Genomic DNA, 21834 nt, shown 5'->3' with positions numbered 1-21834 from the left:
ATTAATGAAAGTGACTCATTTTACATTAATCTGTAAATCTTCCAAACGGGGTGAAGCGATTAACCCTTCGAGTTAACGATTAAGATGATATGGCACCGTGGTGACAATCACGTCTTTGTAATTAATCAGATAAGCCCGGATCATGAAGCTGGTCTGGTTGTGCAGTACATTTTGCCACCAGTGCTTGGTGATGAATTGTGGAATCAGAATGGTGATATGATCGGTCTCGGCCGTTTTCCACTCTACGGTATCAATGAATTTCTTCAGCGGCCCCATAATGCTACGGTACCTCGATTTGATCACAACCAGACGAACGCCTGGATTCCATTCTTCCCACTTCTGCTCCATCTTGCGTATCGCCTCATCATCGAATCCAATGTACAGTGCGACCACGTGATCCGACATCGTCTGGGCGTAACTGATCGTATTCATAACGACCCGGGTAATGCCTGCAACAGGAATGACAATGGTATTGCCTTTTTTGGCTGGCTTATCGACCTGAATATCAATCCGCAGCTCATCGGCAATGTTGCAATAGTGACGGTGAATACGCAGGAACACATAGACAACGAACGGCAAAAAGATAAAGATGACCCATGTCTGCGTGAACTTGGTGAAAATAAAGATCAGGGTAATCGATAATGTAGTCAGCATACCTACTGTATTAACGAGCAGTTTCATCTGCCAGCCTGATGGTTTGACTTTGATCCAGCGAATCATCATGCCAAGCTGTGACAGGGTAAATGGGATGAACACCCCTACCGCATAGAGCGGAATAAGGCTTTCCGTGTTCCCTTTGAACCCGACCACCAGCAGCGCAGACATCACACTGAGAAAAATAATCCCGTTGGAGAAGCCAAGACGGTCACCTCTGACCATGAACATATGGGGCATATATTTGTCTTTCGCCATCATGAAGGACAACAACGGGAAGGCCGAATACGCCGTATTGGCTGCCAGGAACAGGATTAGTGCCGTCACACCCTGGATAATAAAATACATCCACCCTCTGCCAAATGTGGCTTCGGCAATCTGGGAAATAACCGTGGCATGGGGATCAGGCTTCACCCCATAACCGAAAGCCAGCAACGTGATGCCAATGAACATGGCTCCCAATATACAACCCATGAGCAGTAACGTACCGGCAGCATTTTTCTCGGCAGGCTGCTTGAAGTTCGGGATCGCGTTACTTACCGCTTCCACACCAGTCAACGCCGAACAACCGGAGCTAAATGCTTTTAGTAACAAAAAGATACTCACATGGGATAGACTTGTTCCGAATTCAGGTGCAGCTGCTTCCATCCCCCCGGCAAGAAATTTGATTCCGCCTGAGATAATCAGAACCGCAATCGAGAAGATAAATAGATAGATGGGGATCGCCAGCACAGACGCTGACTCCGTCACTCCCCGCAAATTCATAATCGTTAGAAAAACAATCATAATGAGTGCAATCACAACACTGTAGTCATGCAGCATAGGAAAAGCCGACGTAATCGCATCCGTCCCTGCGGACGAACTTACCGCAACGGTCAAAATATAATCGACCAGCAGAGATCCTCCGGCAATCAGACTGGATGTTGTACCCAGGTTATCCTTGGCTACGATATAAGCGCCGCCCCCTGTTGGATAAGCAAATATCGTCTGGCGATAGGAAAAAATTAAAATGACGAGTAATCCCAGCACGGCGATGGAAATCGGAACAGAGTACCACAGGGCGGCGAATCCGGCCGCAACGAGCACCAGCAAAATCTGTTCCGTACCGTAGGCAACGGACGATAGGGCATCCGAGGACAGGATGGCAAGTGCCTTCCATTTCCCCAATTTTTCTCCATCCAGTTCAGCCGATTTCATTGGCTTGCCTATTAAGATTCTCTTCATTTTGCCAAGCATGATCATAACTTCCTTCCGTCTCTCATCTGTGAAGCATTGTTATTATGCAAAATCGCAGAGCCGTTGACAATACGTCATTTCACCCGAATTTCGCCAGCGCGTGATAATGCATTCTACGATTCAATAATCGATAACAAAGCCATTCTTGTTCAGTAATTTGAACTTTTTTGAACCAAAATGACGATTGTTCGTCAAAAAAAAGGAAATGGCCTTCGGTTCAATGAACCAAAGACCACTTCCTTGATCTATGCGTTGACTACAAAACAATCCAGATTCCCTTAACTGCCCAGAATGCCGGGACGAGGGGTGACACCAAACGCTTGCGCCAGTGTGGTCAGCTGCTCATCCGTAATTCTCTGCCGGATCTCGTGACCAGCAACCAGCATATACACTTGGGCTGCCTTCTCAATCGTCTCGATCAGACCAAATGCTTCGTCAATCGTTGTACCTGTTCCGAATATGCCATGCTGCGGCCAGATGACCGCGTGATATTCTTTCATTTTCTCAGCCGTTTCGCGGCCAATCTCATTCGATCCAGGAATCATCCATGGAATGATGCCAATCCCATCCGGGAATACAACCACACACTCCGTGCACATCTGCCAGAGGGTCTTGGTGAATTTTGCTTCATCCAATTCGTGGATAAACGTCATCGCCAATACATGAGTGGCGTGGTTGTGCATGACAACCCGGTGGTTGGGGTCCAATTTCAGACGTTCGATATGGCTCATGAAATGCGTAGGCAACTCACTTGTTGGATTCGCGCCCGACTTCAATCCCCAGAGCACTTCCAGCTCCTGTCCATCTTGCGATACACGCAGCAACCCCAGATTGCTCTCGGGATCAGCGAGTACATTTTTGAAATATTTGCCCGATGCCGTCACGATAAAATACTTGCCTGCCAGCTCCTGCACCGAAAATGCCGGTTTGATCTTGCGAATCACATGATGGATATCGATATATTGGGCAACTTCCTCTTCCTCCAGCAGATAGCTGACATTACCGCCATTACGCTCATCCCAGCCATTTTTCCACATATGTTGTGTAATTTCGGCCATCTCACGGACAAATGGAATATGGAAACCTGCAGCCTGCGTTGTCTCATTCGTAAGGGTCACGTTCATAATCATTCTCTCCTTATATTGAAAATAATATGGCTTGCCACGTACATAGTAAGTTCCTTTTTTCACATTCATTATACCTTTGTTTATCTTTGATAGTCAATAATAAACACAGAAATAAACTTTTATTTATTTTTGTTTAGTTTTGTTTAGTTGAAAATAAAACAAAAAAATACCCCACCGGCGCCCGGCGGGGTCAGTCACACATCTATTTAACACGAGAAGGGGTTTACAAGAGTTATCATACCTCTGCTACCTTAATAGAAGCTGAAAGCGAAATAAAAAAAGCATGAAAAGCGAGCTGAGCCAGTATGGACCGCGTACCTCTTTTGGATCGGATTCACGTTAAGTTGTTATGTTAAGCCTGTCCATATTGGAAGGATATTTAAGGACTTTGCAGCGCATAGGATGGATGCATCTTACCAGTCGGTTCATACCGTTCGTCACCTGTATACTCAAATCCCAGCTTAATCAAGATGTGACGTGACACTTCATTATCCGGATGATGCCCGGCAAACAGTGCTTTCACGTTCAATTCGTCAAAGGCATAACCAATCACCGCCCGCGCTGCTTCCTGGGCATACCCTTTACCCCAGTAATCCCGGGTTAGATGAAATCCCAGTTCATAGATATCCTCTTCTGGAGAATATGGACGCAAACCACAGCAACCAACAAATACCTCAGACTCCTTCTCAAAAAGGGGCCAATATTGCACACCCGCTTCCTTCTGCCTTTGAATCTCCTGTGTTAATCGTGCTTCTACTTCGTCCTCGCTCAGAAATCCCTTGCTGCTAATCCACTTGGCAACCTCATGATCACCCCACAGCGCAAACGCCAGCGCACGATCTCCCTCGTTCCACGTCGCACATTCCAACCGTTCGGTTTCAAATAAGATTGTTCTGTTCATCATCCACTAACCTCCTGTATGCCAACACAAGTTCTGCGTGCCGCCTATACCTTAAATTAATCGAATGACCGTCAGGGTAAACAAATATGTATAAAGACGCTACTAAAGTATAAAGGTAATACGCATTTATTAATTACTTAACTTTCGCACTTAGAATATTGAGTCAACCCCTTGTGGGCGTAAGAAGATTTAAACATTACTGTTTCTAGTAACAAAAAAACACCTCGCTTGTTTGGTATCATGGAAGTGTCGATCTACCATAAACAAGAAAGGTGTGTAAATGGGCTGTTTTTTGTCAACTACAAGAATGGATCTCTGTTCTATCCAGCCATATCAAGGTTTTTTGGAGATTTAAGCTGGAAAGTTGAGTAACAATTTTTATCAATATTCATTTCTTACTTTCTATTTACATCTTTTATCATCTTCACCTTCTATTAGAAGCTGAATAAAAAATAAAAAAGGAGCTGCCCAGATGTAGTCTCCTCTCTTTAAATGTATCATTTCTTGTTTCTTAGACATCTTTCAGAATAAATAGCGTTATTTGTAATGAAGCGGTGTTTTTATTTTAATCACAAGTACCTTATTTCTTGATCCCTACCAAAAGTTTAACCCCCTTCTTTGGAAAGGGGGTTAAACTTTTGGTAGGGACTTAACGTCAATCTACCTTTATTATTAAGAGATCACAATTCTTTGACTGTACCACAACCATAAGGTTGGCAAGTCTGAATTGTCGAAACAGTATTTATAAACCCAGTATAATCATGATATCTATAATAGTGATGGTCTTTCCTAATGGATAAAGTCCCACTGTAACCACTAGAAACACCTTTAGTGTATGTTTTTGTTATCCAGTAGGCTCTTGGTGCATCTTTAGAAAGATAATAACCGCCAATGCTTACAAGTATTCCAGCTATTCTTCCACCTACAGGTCCGCCTATAAAGGAAGCAAGTATACCTGCTACTGCAGAGGCTGTGGCATATATTATCTCAGTTGAATTTTCTACTTTGCCTTTATATACATAATCATCTGCTAATGCCTGTGGAGCATAACTGAGATCTTCATAAACAGGTCTAACTTTTTTGATTGCATAATTCACTTCGCCTGTTTGCAGGTTTTCATACTTTACTTTGCTATCGTCAACTTTTGTGATTTTTAACTCATCTTCTCCATTTGAATCAGTCGCAATATAGTAATTGTCATATTGAACTAATGTAGAACCATCTGTAAAAGTTACAGAATTACTGGTTGTGCTTTCAACTAAATCCAATAGGCTTTTGTCCACTTGTGACACTGGCAAAGAAGATGGTAAGTCTACCTGATCCTGGGCAAAGGCTGGTAGTGAGATAGATGTAGAGAGAAGAACTCCTGCAAAAAATGTTTTAGATATTTTTGATCCTATCATTCTTATCCTCCATTCATTCTTTACTTCTATTTCTTCTTTTTCCTGAAGAAATCGAACTTAATCACATAATCAAAAAGAGACGTAATTACAATCGCTCCAATTGGAATCAATAAATAAATCCATAGCGGATTATTTGGAGCTTCACCAGGGGGGGCATCGGTTAAATAAACATAAAGAACAACACAATAAATTATGGCCACTACAATACCTGTTATGTTTCTATTTTTCATAGTTTTTTTCCACCTCTTGTTCACAGAAATTCAAATTATTGTATTTTTTGATCTAATATATTATAACACATATTTGGAATAATTTCTCTCTCTTATTTATTAATCTATTATATCGATTGTAAAAATACTATATTTTGAAGCAGGTCTCCACTCCATACGGCAACCTATGGCGGGTTATTTCTTTTATAATTTTAATTTTTTCTTATGAAAGGCTCGCTTTGTTTCGTTATAGTAATCTATAGGTTCGCATTTATATGGTTTTTGGTTATTAGTTGTTACTTTTACTTCCTCCTCAGAAAGGATTTCCCCTTCTACGCATACTATCGTTGTTCCAACGAATTATGTATATCCATATAAAAAAAGAATAACCCCTGCCGACATCATGTCCGGCAGAGGCCAATCTACTGTATTACACCAATTAGAAATCTGCTACGGCGAATTGAACTGTTCCGGAAGCTGCGCCTCCAAGGTTGGCTTGTAATGCAAAAACCAGGACTGCACTTGCAGTAATTGTAAGACTGCTGTTTACTGGAACCACGTAAGTGACTACTGGTGCATTAACACGAGTGATTACGAGAGATACTGGAAAAGGTCCGTTGTTGTTTACTGTAACGCTGGCATTGGTTCCTCCAGACAGGTTTTCGTAGTAGGACTTGCCTACGCCAGCTGGAAGATTGTAATACTGTAATGGTAAAAGGATGGCCATTGAAATCACCTCCTTTTGCTTTGATACGGTATTCTATGTTCAGAAACTAGTAAAGTCACGGTGAAATGACCGTGTTATAACGTCCATTTTTAATAGACAGCATAGATTGATAGACAACTGCACACAAAAATGCCCCACCGAAACGTCCGATGGAGCCAGTCTAACCCTATAAAATACGAAAACCTGTGATGACTAATTAGATGTTCTTATCCGGTCTGCTTTTAGTTCGATATTGGCGCCACAGTAAAAATAGAAAGTACGGTGCACCGATGACAGATGTTACCAGTCCGACGGGGAATTCCAATGGTGGGGCCAACACACGTCCAATATAATCCCCCAGTAACATCATGATTGCTCCTACGAGCCCGGCCACAGGTACATAATACCGATGACCTCCCGAGACCAGGTGGCGAGCGATATGCGGACTGACCAGACCTACGAAACCAATCATACCAACCACAGCCACCGAACCGCTCGCGAGAAGAACGGCCAATAGAAGCAGTACAGCACGCATCTTCTCCACGCGCAGACCCAAACCTTTGACTGACTGTTCGCCGAGACCGAAGAGATCCATGACTTTGCCCAGCATCCAGACCACAGGAATAACCACAACAATAATGGGTACTAATTGCAATACTTGATCCCAGTTACGTCCCCATAATGAACCGTTGAGCCAGAGCAAGACGGTGTTGGTGTTCGCCGATGATTGTGTAATCAGCAGTTGCACCAAGGTGCTCCCACATGCACTAACCGCAACACCTACCAATGCAAGACGTACCGGATCTACCCCATTTCGATAAGAGAATACATATACAAGCAGCGCCCCTGCTCCACCACCAACAAATGCAGACAGTGAAGTGAGCCATGCACTCTGCATCTCAACAGGTAATAACAGCACCGTAGATACGGCTCCTAAGGCAGCCCCCGCCGAAATTCCCAGCGTATCTGGTGCGGCTAACGGGTTGCGAAGAATGCTCTGGGAGACCAGACCCGAAACAGCCAGACCACAGCCAACAAGCATGGCCAGTACAATACGAGGAAGACGATAATTCAGAATGATATAAGATAGATCCGGATCCCCTTCACCTGTAAAGGAAGCCCAAACCTCCTGCCAGCTAATCCCTACCGCTCCTGCCTGAATATTCGTCATCATGAGAAGACCCAATAGAATGACAAGCGCCACAAGCACCGTAAGATTCCTATTCCTTAGTATGCTCATCATGATGCACTCCTGCTTTGTCGCCTTGCGAGATATACGAAATAAGGCGCGCCAATCAGGGCCGTAATAATGCCAACAGGTGTCTCTGATGGAAAATGAACAAACCGGGAAGCAATATCTGCTACGGTTAACAGAATCGCTCCGAATAAGGCGGAAAACGGGATCAGCAGTCGATAGTCTGTACCCAGCAGATAGCGGGTTATATGTGGCACGATTAATCCCACGAATCCGATCGGCCCTACAACCGACACGGATATGCCTGCCAGAATGATCACAATTACACTGCCCACTATCCGAATAGTCCAAATATTCTGCCCCAATCCGCGGGCGATGTCTTCACCGAGATTTAATAAGGACAATGATTTACTAATCAACAAAGCCATGAAAAGACCCGTTAAACTGAATATCAGCAAAAGGTTAATCTCTTCCCATTTGACGCCAGTAGCCGAACCGGCGAGCCAGAAGATGATTTTACCGGCGGACTCCTCATTAAAGATCAACAGTCCTTGCGTAAATGAAGATAACAATGCCTGTACCACCACACCGATGAGTGCCATCCGTACTTCGGCTTGACCTCCGCGCATGGCAAAGCTCATCAATAGCACAATGCTCACCGTCAGCAATCCCCCTGCAAAGCCTGCACCTGCCAGCGCCAAACCACTCACCGTTGGGAAAACAATCGTGAACATGACTATCATAAAGGAGGCACCGGCATTGATCCCGAATATGCTCGGAGATGCAAGCGGATTACGGGTCAGTACCTGCATAATGCACCCTGCAATACTCAGATTGGCGCCAATACACAGCACAGCCAAGGCACGTGGCATTCGCAATACATGCAGAATGACATGTTCTTTGACCGTTGGAGAATAGTCGAACATATAATCCAGCACAGTGGATAAGGGTATCCAGGAAGTACCGATCATCAGCGAGCCCAGAAAAAGCACAATCAATCCGATTATGCCAACCAAGGCCGCGGTCAGCGTTCTATTCATTTGAAATATGCAGCCGCTTCGTCCATAATATTGTTCAATGCAGGTATACTACGCTGTCTTGACCAAGTTGCCAATTCCACTTCATGAGCATTAACATTCTGTACTGCCTTCAACTGATTCCAGAGCAGATTATCCTTCTGCTCTTCGAGCACGGATGGCCCATCTTCATTAATTAGAATCAGTATTTGATCCGAATCCATGGTAAGCAGCTGCTCTGTCGTCATCAATTGATTAACTTCTTTCTCATCCTTCAGGGCATAATTCAGACCTGCCGCAGACAAGAACGAAGAATGAAAGGCCTGATCTGTCCGAACCTGAAACGATTGTGTCTCATCTTCATCCGCAGCCACGATTACTGTTGAGGATTGATCATTTGCTTCAACTCATCCAATCGCTTCTGATGCTCTTCCAGCAAGGCAGTGGTAGCTTCCGTTTTGCCCAACGCTTCACCGATCTTCTCAGTCGACACCAAGATATCCTCGTAGTTGGCTGTATCATTCTTGAATACAATCGTTGGCGCAATAGCCGACAACTCATCATATACATTGCCATGACGGCTCGTATCCGCAATAATCAGATCCGGTTTGAGCGTACGAATCACTTCCAGATTCGGCTCAGAACGGGTACCCACCGAGGTATATCCCTCAATATAAGCAAGCGTGTCCTTGGGGAAACGCTCAGGTTTGTTATCATCCGCAACCCCAACAGGCTTCACTTCAAGCGCTGCAAGGGTCTGTGTAAATCCTTGTTCCAACACCACAATCCGTGTGGGCTCAACAGGTACCTTCGTGCTTCCCAGATCATGATTGATCGTGCGTGAAGAAGTAGTATCTGCGGTTGCCTGTTCACTTCCACTTGATACTGCCGGAGCATTGGTGGATGGAGCTGGACTCGCGCACGCACTCATTAAAAGACTAAAACTCAGCAACAGCATCATTACCGTTGAACGCCTGGACCAATTGTACATCATGAAAGAACCCCCGCTTACTTGTTTGTTTTGAGAATCATTATCAATATAACGGGGTATGAGCGACTCAACAATGGATATATCGGACATAGCAGATGTCGTATTCAGACCTGTTGGCGATTGAAGATACTGATTACGATAGTGAATCGGAGATAAACCACAGTACTTTTTGAACATACGGCTAAAATGATAGACATCCTCGTAACCGATGCTACTCGCCACATCCTTCAGCGCAAGATCCGTTTGCACAAGCAATTCACGCGCTTTGCTCATTCGGAATTGCACAAGATAATCCGATGGGCTCTGACCAATCTCGCTATTACGGAACAAGCGTCCGAGGTGTCTTGGACTGCATTCCAGCTTGGCAGCCAGTGAATCGATTGTGATTGGAAGGTGATAGTGTTCCTGAATGTAGCTCATCGCCTGTGCCACCAGATCAGGAGGTTCAGACGAGACCTCTGTGGACTGCAACTGTTCCAGAATCTCCATCATGACCTGCAAGAAGATGGAACGAACCTGCATTTCCTGCAAACGGTGTGGAGATGTCCACATCTGTCTAAGCTGACTTATTTTATCCTGTAACATCACCGGATGAATGGGCTTCAGATCATATTGAATCTCTAATAACGGACTCCCATCCGGTAGTAGTCGAGCAGCTGTTCCAGCAGATAACAAGATGTGTGCTTGATACAAAATCAGATAATACTCCAACTGTTCTTCGAGTACATCAATCTGCAGAAAGCTCCCTTTCCCGCCATGGATCAAATGATAGCGATCTGTTCTGTACTGGTTGTAATCCATGTAAATTAAGCCACCACCACGAACCGTGTAGATTAGTCCGCTGGTCGGCAATTCATGTATCATGGAGTCCTGCCCATGCCCCAACATATGATGCTGCACATCCACGACCTGAACCGCAGCCTGATTCCATAGCTCAATATACCTGTCTATATTCATTGCATAACCCCTCTGAAATCCATCCGCTCGTTTTAAATGATAATAATTCTCAATTATAACGATGCTTATCGTGTTCTGTCAAATGGGATAGACATCCATGCAAAACAAAAAAGGCGACACATATTGTGTCCCCCTTTTCAAGGAATTGCTTTAGGCATACAGCATGAAAAAGTTAAGTTCATGACCCTGCTGCTTGAGATAGTTATACAGCTGCGAACGGTGATGGAACACATGCGTTAACGTTTCAATCTGCCATTGCGCCTGCAAATGACCATGTTCCATATAGAAAGCTTTGGTTGAGCGGTTTAAATAATCTTCTTCACTCAATCCCGTGATATATGCTTTATAGGATTCGAAATTGCTCCACAACGTTGCTTCCAGCTTATCGATATCCTCGATTCCGGACAGGCTGTTCTCCACCAGACCAACCTCTGCTTCACTTTTCTCTTGCATAATGGCAAGATCCGATGCCGTGATCTGGATAAAGTGATGCACAAGCTCCACCAATGAACGCATATTCTCCTGTGGACGAACCGACCAATCCTCCGAACGGATCAAGCGAATCAACGAAGCCCCCGTCCGTACGCCTGTTTCCAACTCATTTAACAAATGATCCCGAATCTGCAATGTTCCATTCATATATGATGTCTCCCTTATCTTTTATTCTCACGATTTAAGTATAACCGACGGTTCTACAGATCTATTGTACAAATCGGACAACATCCTGCCATGCTCTCTGGCTGCCGTCAACGGAGTCTCTCCATAAAACTTGCGAAATTGCCGAATCAGGTGGGCTTGGTCAAAGAAACCATGATTCTGGGCAAGCATTGCCCAGTCTACCGTGTTCCCCTGATGAATATCACGCAACACACGATGAAAACGAACTACCTCACTGAATCGTTTGGGACTGATTCCGACCCACTCTGAGAACTTGCGATGCAGCTGCCGCTCACTGATCACTTCACGCATCGCCAGCTCCTGGACAGTCATACGCCCCCCATCTATAAAGATGCGGTGCAGCACGTTTTTCATCAGATCGTTCTCAGATGTGCTTGCCTGCACAGACAATGGACTCAAGTACGCATTCATAACCTCTACCCGCTCTGCAAAACGATTCGTTTCGGCCATCCGCTCCTGAAGCTCGTTCAGCTTCTCTGGCCAACATTCCTGAAGGGCAATTCGCTTATCCGTAAACCATTCCAGAGGCATGCCATGGAAGACATGCGCACCACCTGGAAAGAATCGGACACCAAAGGTGTAATCTCCAGCAGGAGGGCCTTCATCGGATCGCTCAGGTACAGCGAACGGCTGTGTATAATTACCACAGTAAGCATAGGAATGTTCTGAACAGACCGGGTCGTATGTAATCAGCATATCCGTGCAACCATCCGGCAATACCCGTGCAGGGACAGTGATCACCGATGGCTCTCGACCTTCTCCCCAATTAACATCTGCATGCGTGTTCGGAAGAGATCCTGATTCCCAATAACAGGCCACATAAGCCATCAAGCCGGCAGCAGGTATTTTCTCAACATAATAACTGTTAGGGTACGTTCCATTTATCTGAATAGGCTTAAACAATGGGTGCAGGCTGTGATCCACCATTCCATCCTCCGATCACTAGAGTTGGTTACACATTATGTATTCATCTATCATACCATCAACAGTAGAAATGAAGAAAAAAAGTGCCCTACCGGAGGACAATCCGATAGGGCCAGTCACACATCTATTTAACACGAGAAGGGGTTTACAAGACTTATCTTACCTTCACAACCTTAATGGAAACTGAAATTGGGATGAATATCAGATCAAAATTCAAAATGAATAACAGCATTCAGACTTTCAACTCAGTCCGTGCAGTTTGCGAAAACGTTCCGGACTCATGCCTGTATGCCTTTTGAACATCGCACAGAAATAACTGGCGTTCTCGTAGCCCACCCGATCAGCAACTTCATAGATTCGGAGCTCTCTCTCACTGAACATGAGCTGTTTACTCCGATTAATCCGCTCCTGGTTCACGTAAAATACAGGTCTGGTATGGAGTGCCTTCTGAAACAGCCTGCACAAATATTGAGGAGACACCACCGCCACATCGGCCAGTTCCTTCAGCGACAGTGAACGATCCAGATGCTCTGCGATATAACGCAGCACAGGCTTCAAGCGCTCCAGATCATCATTATAGTTGGCAGATACGATGAGTAGTGGCTTCAGATCCAGCAACAGAGCATATAATTGTTTGGAACACTCCACATCGTAATCTGCATAATCCGTATCACCGCCATTCTCACCTCTAACCAGAAGTTGCTCCAGTCCATGCAGCAGTGTGGCTGTCCGGAGTCTGCACACGCGTGAACCGGTAATACCTGCATAAGATAATAGCTGACTGGCCTCTCTCCCCTGAAACGAGACCCAAGCCAGCTCCCAGCGGTCACTGATCGGCATATATTTATGCGGGACATCAGGGTACAGAACGAAAACGTCACCTGGTCCGACGATGTACTCTTCGTCTTGTATAATTAGCCTCCCCTGACCATGAATAATCTGGTGGATCTGATAATCCGGGAATCCCTCTGGACGCTCAGTTTCATATTGGTGCTCCCAGTATCCAACCGTGGTCATATAGATCGGCAGGCGAGCAGCTTCTTCTGTTTTACCAAAAAAAATCCGGGTATCCATCCAGTACACCACTCTCTCCGTCGTTAGTTTCATATTGTGATATATATGGGCAATATTCTTTATTTTCTAAGTATCAATTCAATTCTATAATGACAATATTATAACATTTCAGAAGGAGTTGCTGTTATGCGAAAGAAACTAATACATACCCCTCCGGCGAATGGATACCCGGAATGGAACAACAATCCCGAAACTTTTCAAGTAGGCCGTCTACCCGCACATGCGTCTATGGTAGCGTTTCCATCCGTGGAAGAAGCATTGTCCAATGAATCCAGTGCATCACCGTGGTACGAATCGTTGAATGGTTTGTGGAAGTTTGCCTTTGCGGAGACACCGGAGCAAAGGATTTCATCCTTTTATGAGAACAACTATGATGCCAGTGACTGGGACGAGATCGCCGTTCCTTCCAACTGGCAGCTACAAGGTTACGATTATCCCCAATATACGAATATGACGTATCCGTGGGTCGAGCGTGAGCCTGAACTGAAGCCACCATTTGCACCAACAACCTATAATCCGGTGGGTTCGTACATCCGTACGTTTACGGTTCCTGCTGACTGGAAAGACCGGCCTGTCCTGCTGCACTTTGAGGGCGTTGAATCCGCCTTCTATGTATGGGTCAACGGGGAATTGGTCGGTTATAGCGAGGACACGTTCACACCCGCTGAGTTTGATATCACTGCTTATCTAGCGGAAGGTGAGAACAAACTGGCTGTGGAGGTATATCGCTGGTGTGATGCGAGCTGGCTGGAGAATCAGGATTTCTGGCGGTTAAGCGGCATCTTCCGTGGTGTATATTTGCATTCACCTTCACCAGTTCAGATCGCCGATTTCTTTGTTCGTACTGAACTGGATGAAGCCTATCAGGATGCGGAGCTACTGCTGGATATGAAATTATTTAATCATCATGCCGCGCAGACCACTGCCGGATTATCCATTCACGCACAGCTCTATGATGCACAGCAACAGACTGTATTGAAACAGCCACTTACTGCGGCCGTTACGTTCCAGGGCGAGGATGAACTGTCATTTAAGTTGTCAGCAGAGGTTATAAAGCCGCTTCTATGGAGCGCCGAGTCCCCTCATCTATATACACTTGTGCTGTCCATTCAGAACGAATCAGGCGAAACGCTGGAGGCTGTTCGCAGCCGGATCGGATTCCGCAAGTTTGAACTGAAAGACGGCCTGATGCAAATCAATGGCAAACGCATTGTATTCAAAGGTGTGAATCGTCATGAATTTTCCCCGGATACCGGTCGAGCCATTGGGCGGGAAGACATGATCCGTGACATCGAGCTGATGAAGTCCTATAACGTTAACGCCGTGCGCACATCCCATTATCCGAATCAGTCACTCTGGTACGAACTGTGTGATGAATATGGTCTGTATGTCATTGACGAAACGAACTTGGAGACTCACGGCACGTGGTACTATGGGCAAAAGGAAATGAACGAGAACAATATTCCTGCGAGCAAGCCGGAATGGCGTAATAACGTAATCGATCGCTGTAACTCGATGTTCCAGCGGGACAAAAACCATGCGTCCGTTATTATCTGGTCTCTGGGTAATGAGTCCTTCGGCGGCGATAACTTCATCGCCATGTACGATTATCTGAAACAAGTCGATCCAACCCGTCTCGTTCATTATGAAGGGACTTTCCACTATCGCCCTTCCGATTCAGCAAGCGACATTGAATCAACGATGTATATCAGTCCTGAAAATGTGGAGAATTATGCTCGCATGCAAGGACCGAAGAAACCTTATATTATCTGCGAATACAGCCATGCCATGGGTAACTCCTGCGGTGGTCTGCATCTGTATTGGGATTTGTTCGATAAATATGATGTATTGCAGGGTGCATTCATCTGGGACTGGGTCGATCAGTCCATTCGTACCACTACGGCAGACGGTGTCGAATATTTCGCTTATGGCGGTGATTTCGGTGAATCCCCTCATGATGGCAATTTCTGCGGAAACGGACTGATTCTGGCCGATAAGACGGTTACGCCGAAGCTGGAAGAAGTGAAGAAATGTTATCAGAACGTTCGTATGGAAGCTGTTGATATAAAAGACGGCTTGCTGCGCATCCGAAACCAGTTCCTGTTCACGGATCTGAGCGAATATTCGCTCGTATGGACAGTAACACATGATGGCAAGTCTGTAGAGAACGGCACGCTCGATATCGCAGCACCTCCTGGCGAATCGGTTGAAGTCCGTATTCCATACACGCCATCGTCCGATTTGTTCAAGGAAGCGGTGCTGACTGTATCTCTGGTTACGAAAGTTGCAACCAAATGGGCAGGAGTAGGTCATGAGATTGCCTGGGATCAGTTCGTGGTATCTCCACGATTGCGTCCAATTCAACCAGTGTATCAAGGACAAGGCAATGAGCCGCAGGTAGAGGATCTGCAAGATGAATTAAAAGTGGCTACAGGCCAGGTCACGTTGAGCTTCAATTCAGCTACTGGCACGCTCACGTCCTATCAGATCAACAATCAGGAGCAATTGCTCGCACCGGTCCGCCCGAATTTCTGGAGAGCCATGACAGACAACGATATGGGGAACCGCCTGAATGAGCGTTCTGCCTTCTGGAGGGATGCTCATGCTACCAGCAGATTAATTCGCTTCGAGCACCATGCAGACGAACAAGGCATTCTCGTGACGACCGATTATACGTGGGATTCACATCCAGGATGTACGCTGTCCATCTCGTACCGAATCAATCCTGATGGTGTATTGGAAATCAGTCAAACCCTTATTCCAGGCGAAGGTCTTCCCGATCTACCGGAATTCGGTATGCTGCTGCAGCTGAATAACAGCTTGGATACCATATCTTGGTACGGCAGAGGGCCACACGACAACTACGCAGACCGTCTAACCAGTGCAAGGCTCGGCTATTACACAGGTGCAGTTCAAGATCAATTCGTTCCATATCTGAAACCACAAGAGTGTGGTAACAAAACGGATGTACGGTACGCTGAAATTACGTCAGCGGATGGTCAAAATGGTTTGCATGTTGAAGCCACCATACCATTTGAAATCAATGCGTTGCCGTGGACACCGGAGGAACTGGAAGCAAACGATCATGTGTACAAATTACCTCAGAGCACACAGACTGTGGCGCGCATCAATTACAAACAAATGGGTGTTGGTGGGGATGATAGTTGGGGTGCACGTACTCACGCTGAATACACTTTGCCAGCCAATCGCGCGTATCATTTCACCTTTACGGTAAGACCTGTATAACATCAAGCAAGCACTGCTGGCAGTATGCCGGCAGTGCTTTTTTTGTGGAGTGGTGAGTAGTATGGGTTTAAAGTTTTTCAACGGAACATTATAATGAATGAGGTGCAAAAAAGATTTTAACAGCTATTACTCTATTACGAGGTGAGACTTTGCAATATCTTTTTACAATAATCTTTATTCTTGGCTTACTTTCTTTCTTGGTATTTGTTGTTGGGATGATCTTATCTATTCGGAAAGGTAACAGGTTGCCGATCAGATACATTTTTTTAACGACGGCCTGTTTTGCGATTGCTTCAATAGGGTTGTACGGCATGCTGACTTTATCATCAAACTCAACTCAGCCTGAAATAGATCAGACCCCTTCACCCCAGATTAAACTTTCTGGCCTCCACATGACTACCACTGAATTTAAAAACAAGTTTAATGGCGCCGTTGGCAAATATCGACTGAATGGTTTGAGTATTACCCGCTTGGATATGAATGACTCTTCAGCGCAGGACACTGACACTTTCGAGTATGTTTTCAATGACGAATTGCGCTTGGTTGGTGTAGTGAATGCAGATGAGAGCATACAGGAAGTCAGGTTATATGCAACTGGTGATACGAGCGAACCAACGGGTGGAATTCTTTTGACTGCTATCGCCACACTCATTCTTACAACCAATAATGAGTACACATATAACGATGCACAAAATGTCATTCAGGATATCGGTATATTGGATCGCGATGTGAATCAGCGTGATTTTGATGGAGCGACAGTTCGAAATGGATTGGAATATCGCTTCAGCGTACAGGATCATGATCACTCGACGTTTGAAATAACTGTTGCGAAATAAGATGCGATTGTGTAAAAAGGCCGCTCCATGAAGGAACGGCCCAACGTGTGATATGTACTGTTTGAATAGTTCAGTAATTGCCACCAAACCAATGATGGACACCCCCACCATGCGAGCGTTATTCAAAAGTTACAGTCTCGCTTTGATTGTTCCAACTCATTTTAAAGGTAATCGGATTTTTCATTTTCTCCGTCTCAGTAATTGTTCACGACATTGTGAACGGTACCCCTTCTTCTTCAAGTGATTTCCCCTGTTGTGATAAATTGTTGCCAGTAAGGTCAAACACAAAATCCTTTATACGCTTTTCATCACCGATGTAGGTTATAGTATAGATTCCTGTCGATCTCTGAAGAGCTATATTCCAGTTATCGCTCTTTCCGCGGATTATATCATCCGCACCACAAGCTGAGAGAATAGATACAAGCACTATAACACAAAGAATCATTGGCAGTTTAAACAATTTCATAATATCCCTCCTTTTAGGAATATACCCCAAAATGTGAGTTATGATATTCGCTAATTATTCCTGATATTTAATCTACATAAGTTAAAGTTATTTACACAGACACTACGATGACAGAATAACCTTCCAATCGCTTTGTATAGTTTAATATGATTTACCTTTGATATGACTAACGATTCTCTGAGCATCGTACTTGACCCATCCCAACAATGCAGAGCCTCGTGATGTCTGCCAAGGCAGTCCTACAAAGTAAAGTCCAGCAACCGGTGAGACTCCTCTCTCGTGTAAAATTGCACCTTGGGCATCAAAAGCAGTATTGATAGCGATCCAACTATCGTTTCGCTTAAATCCAGTCGCCCAGATAATATTGTCTATTCGTGTCTCACTACCATCCTCATATAGGATGCGGTCATCTATTGCATTTACAGCACGTGGGCGCATGTTAACTTTCCCTTGGATCATCAACTCTTTTAACTCGTAGCCATAAACGTACTCGGGCTGATTTCGCAACCATTTTCCAACCATACGATCTGCACTTGCACGTAATACGCCGAGCTTTTCAAAATACCAGAATATACTTTGTTTCATGATATGCAAAGGCCTAAAGGTAATATTTCGAGCTATGGATATGTATACGGTTTGTTGTTCATCTGATGCTAACTCTACAGCGATTTGGGCACCTGAATTCCCTCCACCTACAACTACTGTTGTTCCATGATGCAATTGAGACATATTTTTATACTCTGATGAGTGAAGCTGAACCACATTCTCGGATAATGATTTCGCAAAATGAGGAACATTCTTGGTCTGGAAAGGGCCCGTCGCAACGATAATATTGCGCGCTTCAATCATTCCATCATTAGTTTCAGCATAGTACATCTCATCTTGCTTCGATAGACGCGAGATTTCACAGTTTAACTTTATAGGAAGATGCATTCTCTTGGCGTAACTTTCAAAATAATCTGCAATTTCATCTTTGCTTGGCAAGCTATTTTTATTTCCACTAAGAGGCAATCCCGGTAAACCATCATACATTCGTGGGGTAAAAAGACGCAAGGAATCGTATCGTTTACGCCAAGACTCTCCGACAGATGAGGCAGCGTCAACGATTAAAAAGGTTAACCCCGACTGCTGAAGATAGTAACCTGCTGCCAAGCCTGCTTGTCCAGCTCCGATAACCAATACATCGTACATATGTATCATCTCCAATATCGTCTATATACTAATACATGAGCACTTACTCATATGTTAATTTTAATTAACAACTGTCTGTTTAGCAATAGAAGAAAACATCACTACTTCCTTTTACAAGATCAGCCATTAAAAAGACTCCCTCACGGGAGCCTTTTCAGGGCAAGTTTCTTATAACTTCTCATGTATGCTACGTGCTAAGTATGGTAGGTAGGTTGGTTGGTTGAATTCTACCTGGTGTATCTATCGATGTCATCGTTCGCAGACTGATGCTCTCTTCTATGATGATCTTCATGCTGACGAACGTCATTCTTTAACTTTGCTAAGAATCCCCACCCCATAAAGGCAAGTAACAGCACCGTAATCAGCGCATAAGCGAAGCTATATAGATTCATATAGAAGTTAATAAAAATTGCAGCGAGCATCAAGCCCAGAATCAACAATGTCCACTTTGTACCCTTTCTCAAATCATTTCCTCCTCAAGTCGTTACTGATAAGCTCTCTATGTATCACAGTACATACGAAACCATAGGAACGAGGTTTCAATCACAGGGCTTCAAATCTGCATTTAGAGCGAATTACCGAATCTTTAATTAACATCAGTTCCCAGAGAAACATCTAATGTGCCAGACATCCCTTGCGCAGAAGAGGTACTTACATAATACAAACCCGTCGACAACGCTTTGTCACTATAATATGTATGCTCTTTTCCATCTGCTGGAACACTTCCAGACGTTATTGCGGTTCCACTAGTAGATCCTTTATTGATCGTAAATGTGAAGTGTTTCGAACCCGTGTTTTTAAAACTCACTTTCACATAACTAAATCCTGCCGGAATATCAAACCGATGCGTATTTGTAGTACCTGCGAAATCTTCATTATTAATTACTGTTAATGGAGTTACTGGAGTATTTATAGGTTCATTTGCTTTTACGAATCTTCCTTCAGAATTGGAAGTGAAATTATAAATTAAGATGATAACAGCAGCAGACACCAAAACTGCCACTATCATTTTTCTAACATGTTTCATGATATCTGACCTCCGTATCTCTTAATACTAACCTTCATCATACAACTGCAAATATTCTATTTGCAATAGGGAAGCATATATCTAAAGTAACTCTAAGAAATAAAAAATGGGAACTCTCCAAAATTAGTGAACTTGAATTATGATAATTATAAATAACACAAAAACCACTCCTTAATTAAGAAGTGGTTTTTGTGTTATTTATAATTTGTATCAGTGACTGCTTCACCAATTCTCGTCACATCGTAACGAGAATTCGCTCTGCCAGGCACATGATGCTTTAAAGGTTTTTACACCTTTATTACATCATGCCGCCCATTCCACCCATACCGCCCATGTCAGGCATTCCGCCACCAGCACCTGCAGGTTCTGGTTTATCAGCGATAACTGCTTCAGTAGTCAGGAACATTGCTGCTACGGAAGCAGCGTTTTGCAATGCATAACGAGTTACTTTCGCAGGGTCAACGATACCAGCTTCGATCATGTTAACCCAATCGCCAGTTGCAGCGTTGAAGCCGATTCCTGTTTGTTCTTTTTTCAGACGTTCCACGATTACGGAACCTTCTTCGCCAGCGTTAGCTGCGATTGTGCGGATTGGTGCTTCCAGAGCACGCAGGACGATGTTTACGCCTGTTTGCTCGTCACCGGACAGAGCCACAGCCGCAACCGCGCTATATACGTTCATGAGCGCTGTACCACCACCGGATACGATACCTTCTTCAACCGCAGCGCGAGTTGCGTTCAGGGCATCTTCGATGCGAAGTTTGCGTTCTTTCAATTCTGTTTCAGTAGCCGCACCAACTTTGATTACTGCTACACCACCGGACAATTTAGCCAGACGCTCTTGCAGTTTCTCTTTGTCGAACTCGGAAGTTGTTTCTTCCAGTTGTGTACGGATTTGGCTAACACGTGCATCGATATCGGATTTGTTACCAGCACCGTCAACGATGATTGTGTTTTCTTTTGTTACACGGATTTGACGAGCTGTACCCAGTTGTTCCACAACAGCGGATTTCAGGTCAAGACCCAGTTCTTCCGTGATCAATTGGCCACCAGTGAGGGCAGCGATGTCTTGCAGCATTGCTTTACGACGGTCACCGAATCCTGGAGCTTTAACAGCTACAGCATTGAATGTACCACGCAATTTGTTCACAACCAGCATAGCCAGTGCTTCGCCTTCGATATCTTCAGCGATCAATACCAGCGGTTTGCCTTGTTGAACGATTTTCTCAAGCAATGGCAAGATGTCTTGCGTGCTGGAGATTTTTTTGTCTGTGATCAAGATGTACGGGTTGTCCAAAACAGCTTCCATTTTGTCCGTATCTGTGATCATGTAAGGAGAGATGTATCCACGGTCGAATTGCATACCTTCAACCACTTCAAGCTCAGTAGCGAATCCTTTGGATTCTTCTACTGTGATTACCCCATCTTTACCCACTTTTTCCATAGCTTCAGCGATCAGTTCGCCTACTTCTTCGTCAGCTGCAGAGATTGCTGCAACTTGTGCGATGGATTGTTTGGAATCAATTGGTTTGGAGATGGATTGCAATTCAGCAACCGCAGCTTTAACCGCTTTGTCGATACCTTTGCGGATACCAATTGGGCTAGCGCCTGCAGTTACGTTTTTCAGACCTTCTGTGATCAGCGCTTGCGCCAATACAGTTGCTGTTGTAGTACCGTCACCGGCAACATCGTTCGTTTTCGTTGCTACTTCTTTAACCAGTTGTGCACCCATGTTCTCGAATGCATCTTCCAGTTCGATTTCTTTAGCAATGGTTACACCATCGTTAGTGATGAGCGGGCTTCCGAATTTTTTCTCCAGAACCACGTTACGGCCTTTAGGACCGAGTGTTACTTTTACTGCATTAGCCAATGCGTCCACACCACGAAGCATGGAGCGACGAGCGTCTTCACTGAATTTAATGTCTTTAGCCATGTTAAGAAAACCTCCCTAGTTTTTGTTGGAAAATGGTACTGCTATATGGTTCGGTTGTCCGATT

The 21834-nt window shown here is 44.6% G+C and carries 20 protein-coding genes; 2 read left to right on the top strand and 18 right to left on the bottom strand.

Annotation, left to right across the window (positions count from 1 at the left end; translation table 11 throughout):
• Window positions 1–72: 72 nt before the first annotated feature.
• The 13 genes from MKX75_RS06555 to MKX75_RS06495 all read right to left on the bottom strand — a co-directional run bounded on the left by MKX75_RS06555 (window position 73) and on the right by MKX75_RS06495 (window position 13104).
• Entirely contained in the window at window positions 73–1890 is a 1818-nt protein-coding gene (locus tag MKX75_RS06555) for an APC family permease (RefSeq protein WP_076331980.1), read from the bottom strand.
• A gap of 278 nt (window positions 1891–2168) precedes the next feature.
• Window positions 2169–3014: a rhamnulose-1-phosphate aldolase gene (gene rhaD / locus MKX75_RS06550; RefSeq protein WP_339168956.1), complete on the bottom strand. Its 846-nt coding sequence runs from the start codon at window positions 3012–3014 to the stop codon at window positions 2169–2171.
• A gap of 382 nt (window positions 3015–3396) precedes the next feature.
• Window positions 3397–3921 (bottom strand): GNAT family N-acetyltransferase, encoded by a 525-nt coding sequence (locus MKX75_RS06545; protein WP_083679548.1) that lies wholly within the window; start codon window positions 3919–3921, stop codon window positions 3397–3399.
• Window positions 3922–4598: 677 nt separating this feature from the next.
• Window positions 4599–5321 carry an adenosine deaminase gene (locus MKX75_RS06540; RefSeq protein ID WP_076331978.1) on the bottom strand — a complete coding sequence of 241 codons (723 nt, stop codon included), beginning with the start codon at window positions 5319–5321 and terminating at the stop codon, window positions 4599–4601.
• A gap of 26 nt (window positions 5322–5347) precedes the next feature.
• Window positions 5348–5551, bottom strand: a complete 204-nt coding sequence (locus MKX75_RS06535; protein WP_076331977.1) for a hypothetical protein — start codon at window positions 5549–5551, stop codon at window positions 5348–5350.
• A gap of 418 nt (window positions 5552–5969) precedes the next feature.
• Window positions 5970–6257: a hypothetical protein gene (locus MKX75_RS06530; protein WP_076331976.1), complete on the bottom strand. Its 288-nt coding sequence runs from the start codon at window positions 6255–6257 to the stop codon at window positions 5970–5972.
• A gap of 196 nt (window positions 6258–6453) precedes the next feature.
• Complete coding sequence (locus tag MKX75_RS06525) at window positions 6454–7479, bottom strand: iron ABC transporter permease (protein WP_339168955.1); 1026 nt, start codon at window positions 7477–7479, stop codon at window positions 6454–6456.
• Window positions 7476–8471, bottom strand: a complete 996-nt coding sequence (locus MKX75_RS06520; protein ID WP_339168954.1) for an iron ABC transporter permease — start codon at window positions 8469–8471, stop codon at window positions 7476–7478. The genes MKX75_RS06525 and MKX75_RS06520 overlap by 4 nt, the downstream gene beginning before the upstream one ends.
• Window positions 8468–8821 carry a hypothetical protein gene (locus MKX75_RS06515; RefSeq protein WP_339168953.1) on the bottom strand — a complete coding sequence of 118 codons (354 nt, stop codon included), beginning with the start codon at window positions 8819–8821 and terminating at the stop codon, window positions 8468–8470. Before MKX75_RS06515 ends, MKX75_RS06520 begins: the two co-directional genes overlap by 4 nt.
• Before the next feature lie 2 nt (window positions 8822–8823).
• Entirely contained in the window at window positions 8824–10395 is a 1572-nt protein-coding gene (locus MKX75_RS06510; protein WP_339168951.1) for a helix-turn-helix domain-containing protein, read from the bottom strand.
• 150 nt (window positions 10396–10545) lie between these two features.
• The gene (locus MKX75_RS06505; RefSeq protein ID WP_339168950.1) at window positions 10546–11034 is read right to left on the bottom strand and encodes a DinB family protein; all 489 of its coding nucleotides are present in this window, start codon (window positions 11032–11034) and stop codon (window positions 10546–10548) included.
• Between the two features lie 27 nt (window positions 11035–11061).
• The gene (locus MKX75_RS06500) at window positions 11062–11997 is read right to left on the bottom strand and encodes a helix-turn-helix transcriptional regulator (RefSeq protein ID WP_339170378.1); all 936 of its coding nucleotides are present in this window, start codon (window positions 11995–11997) and stop codon (window positions 11062–11064) included.
• 240 nt (window positions 11998–12237) lie between these two features.
• Window positions 12238–13104: an AraC family transcriptional regulator gene (locus MKX75_RS06495; protein WP_235599346.1), complete on the bottom strand. Its 867-nt coding sequence runs from the start codon at window positions 13102–13104 to the stop codon at window positions 12238–12240.
• A 93-nt stretch (window positions 13105–13197) separates the two neighbouring features.
• On the opposite strand from MKX75_RS06495, the gene MKX75_RS06490 reads away from it, so the two are divergent.
• Together MKX75_RS06490 and MKX75_RS06485 are read left to right on the top strand one after the other, a co-directional pair.
• A complete protein-coding gene (locus MKX75_RS06490; protein WP_339168949.1) occupies window positions 13198–16317 on the top strand; it encodes a glycoside hydrolase family 2 TIM barrel-domain containing protein in 3120 nt (1039 codons plus the stop codon).
• A gap of 392 nt (window positions 16318–16709) precedes the next feature.
• Entirely contained in the window at window positions 16710–17153 is a 444-nt protein-coding gene (locus MKX75_RS06485; protein ID WP_339168948.1) for a hypothetical protein, read from the top strand.
• 205 nt (window positions 17154–17358) lie between these two features.
• Here MKX75_RS06485 and MKX75_RS06480 read toward each other — a convergent pair whose 3' ends face one another.
• From MKX75_RS06480 to groL, 5 genes are all read right to left on the bottom strand, one after another.
• Window positions 17359–17619, bottom strand: coding sequence for a hypothetical protein (locus MKX75_RS06480; RefSeq protein WP_339168946.1), 261 nt, complete (start codon window positions 17617–17619; stop codon window positions 17359–17361).
• A gap of 141 nt (window positions 17620–17760) precedes the next feature.
• The gene (locus MKX75_RS06475; protein ID WP_339168945.1) at window positions 17761–18819 is read right to left on the bottom strand and encodes an NAD(P)/FAD-dependent oxidoreductase; all 1059 of its coding nucleotides are present in this window, start codon (window positions 18817–18819) and stop codon (window positions 17761–17763) included.
• Between the two features lie 218 nt (window positions 18820–19037).
• On the bottom strand, window positions 19038–19274 hold the full coding sequence (locus tag MKX75_RS06470) for a hypothetical protein (protein WP_339168943.1): 237 nt from the start codon (window positions 19272–19274) through the stop codon (window positions 19038–19040).
• 122 nt (window positions 19275–19396) lie between these two features.
• Window positions 19397–19837 carry a hypothetical protein gene (locus tag MKX75_RS06465; protein WP_339168942.1) on the bottom strand — a complete coding sequence of 147 codons (441 nt, stop codon included), beginning with the start codon at window positions 19835–19837 and terminating at the stop codon, window positions 19397–19399.
• 298 nt (window positions 19838–20135) lie between these two features.
• Window positions 20136–21770 carry a chaperonin GroEL gene (gene groL / locus MKX75_RS06460; RefSeq protein ID WP_339168941.1) on the bottom strand — a complete coding sequence of 545 codons (1635 nt, stop codon included), beginning with the start codon at window positions 21768–21770 and terminating at the stop codon, window positions 20136–20138.
• Window positions 21771–21834: the final 64 nt, after the last annotated feature.

It is taken from the genome of Paenibacillus sp. FSL R5-0341 (genome assembly GCF_037975235.1).
Classification (GTDB): Bacteria; Bacillota; Bacilli; order Paenibacillales; family Paenibacillaceae; genus Paenibacillus; species Paenibacillus amylolyticus_A.
The sequence above is the reverse complement of the archived record's forward strand: the minus strand, read 5'-3'. Positions and strand labels throughout refer to the sequence as shown.

What these genes read in the sequence shown, in the direction of transcription:
- groL (WP_339168941.1), bottom strand. Translation starts at nt 21,770, where the DNA reads ATGGCTAAAGACATTAAATTCAGTGAAGACGCTCGTCGCTCCATGCTT.
- MKX75_RS06545 (WP_083679548.1), bottom strand. Translation starts at nt 3,921, where the DNA reads ATGATGAACAGAACAATCTTATTTGAAACCGAACGGTTGGAATGTGCG.
- MKX75_RS06530 (WP_076331976.1), bottom strand. Translation starts at nt 6,257, where the DNA reads ATGGCCATCCTTTTACCATTACAGTATTACAATCTTCCAGCTGGCGTA.
- MKX75_RS06505 (WP_339168950.1), bottom strand. Translation starts at nt 11,034, where the DNA reads ATGAATGGAACATTGCAGATTCGGGATCATTTGTTAAATGAGTTGGAA.
- MKX75_RS06495 (WP_235599346.1), bottom strand. Translation starts at nt 13,104, where the DNA reads ATGAAACTAACGACGGAGAGAGTGGTGTACTGGATGGATACCCGGATT.
- MKX75_RS06520 (WP_339168954.1), bottom strand. Translation starts at nt 8,471, where the DNA reads ATGAATAGAACGCTGACCGCGGCCTTGGTTGGCATAATCGGATTGATT.
- MKX75_RS06525 (WP_339168955.1), bottom strand. Translation starts at nt 7,479, where the DNA reads ATGATGAGCATACTAAGGAATAGGAATCTTACGGTGCTTGTGGCGCTT.
- MKX75_RS06510 (WP_339168951.1), bottom strand. Translation starts at nt 10,395, where the DNA reads ATGAATATAGACAGGTATATTGAGCTATGGAATCAGGCTGCGGTTCAG.
- MKX75_RS06485 (WP_339168948.1), top strand. Translation starts at nt 16,710, where the DNA reads ATGACTACCACTGAATTTAAAAACAAGTTTAATGGCGCCGTTGGCAAA.
- MKX75_RS06540 (WP_076331978.1), bottom strand. Translation starts at nt 5,321, where the DNA reads ATGATAGGATCAAAAATATCTAAAACATTTTTTGCAGGAGTTCTTCTC.
- MKX75_RS06490 (WP_339168949.1), top strand. Translation starts at nt 13,198, where the DNA reads ATGCGAAAGAAACTAATACATACCCCTCCGGCGAATGGATACCCGGAA.
- rhaD (WP_339168956.1), bottom strand. Translation starts at nt 3,014, where the DNA reads ATGAACGTGACCCTTACGAATGAGACAACGCAGGCTGCAGGTTTCCAT.
- MKX75_RS06535 (WP_076331977.1), bottom strand. Translation starts at nt 5,551, where the DNA reads ATGAAAAATAGAAACATAACAGGTATTGTAGTGGCCATAATTTATTGT.
- MKX75_RS06480 (WP_339168946.1), bottom strand. Translation starts at nt 17,619, where the DNA reads ATGAAATTGTTTAAACTGCCAATGATTCTTTGTGTTATAGTGCTTGTA.
- MKX75_RS06475 (WP_339168945.1), bottom strand. Translation starts at nt 18,819, where the DNA reads ATGATACATATGTACGATGTATTGGTTATCGGAGCTGGACAAGCAGGC.
- MKX75_RS06555 (WP_076331980.1), bottom strand. Translation starts at nt 1,890, where the DNA reads ATGCTTGGCAAAATGAAGAGAATCTTAATAGGCAAGCCAATGAAATCG.
- MKX75_RS06465 (WP_339168942.1), bottom strand. Translation starts at nt 19,837, where the DNA reads ATGAAACATGTTAGAAAAATGATAGTGGCAGTTTTGGTGTCTGCTGCT.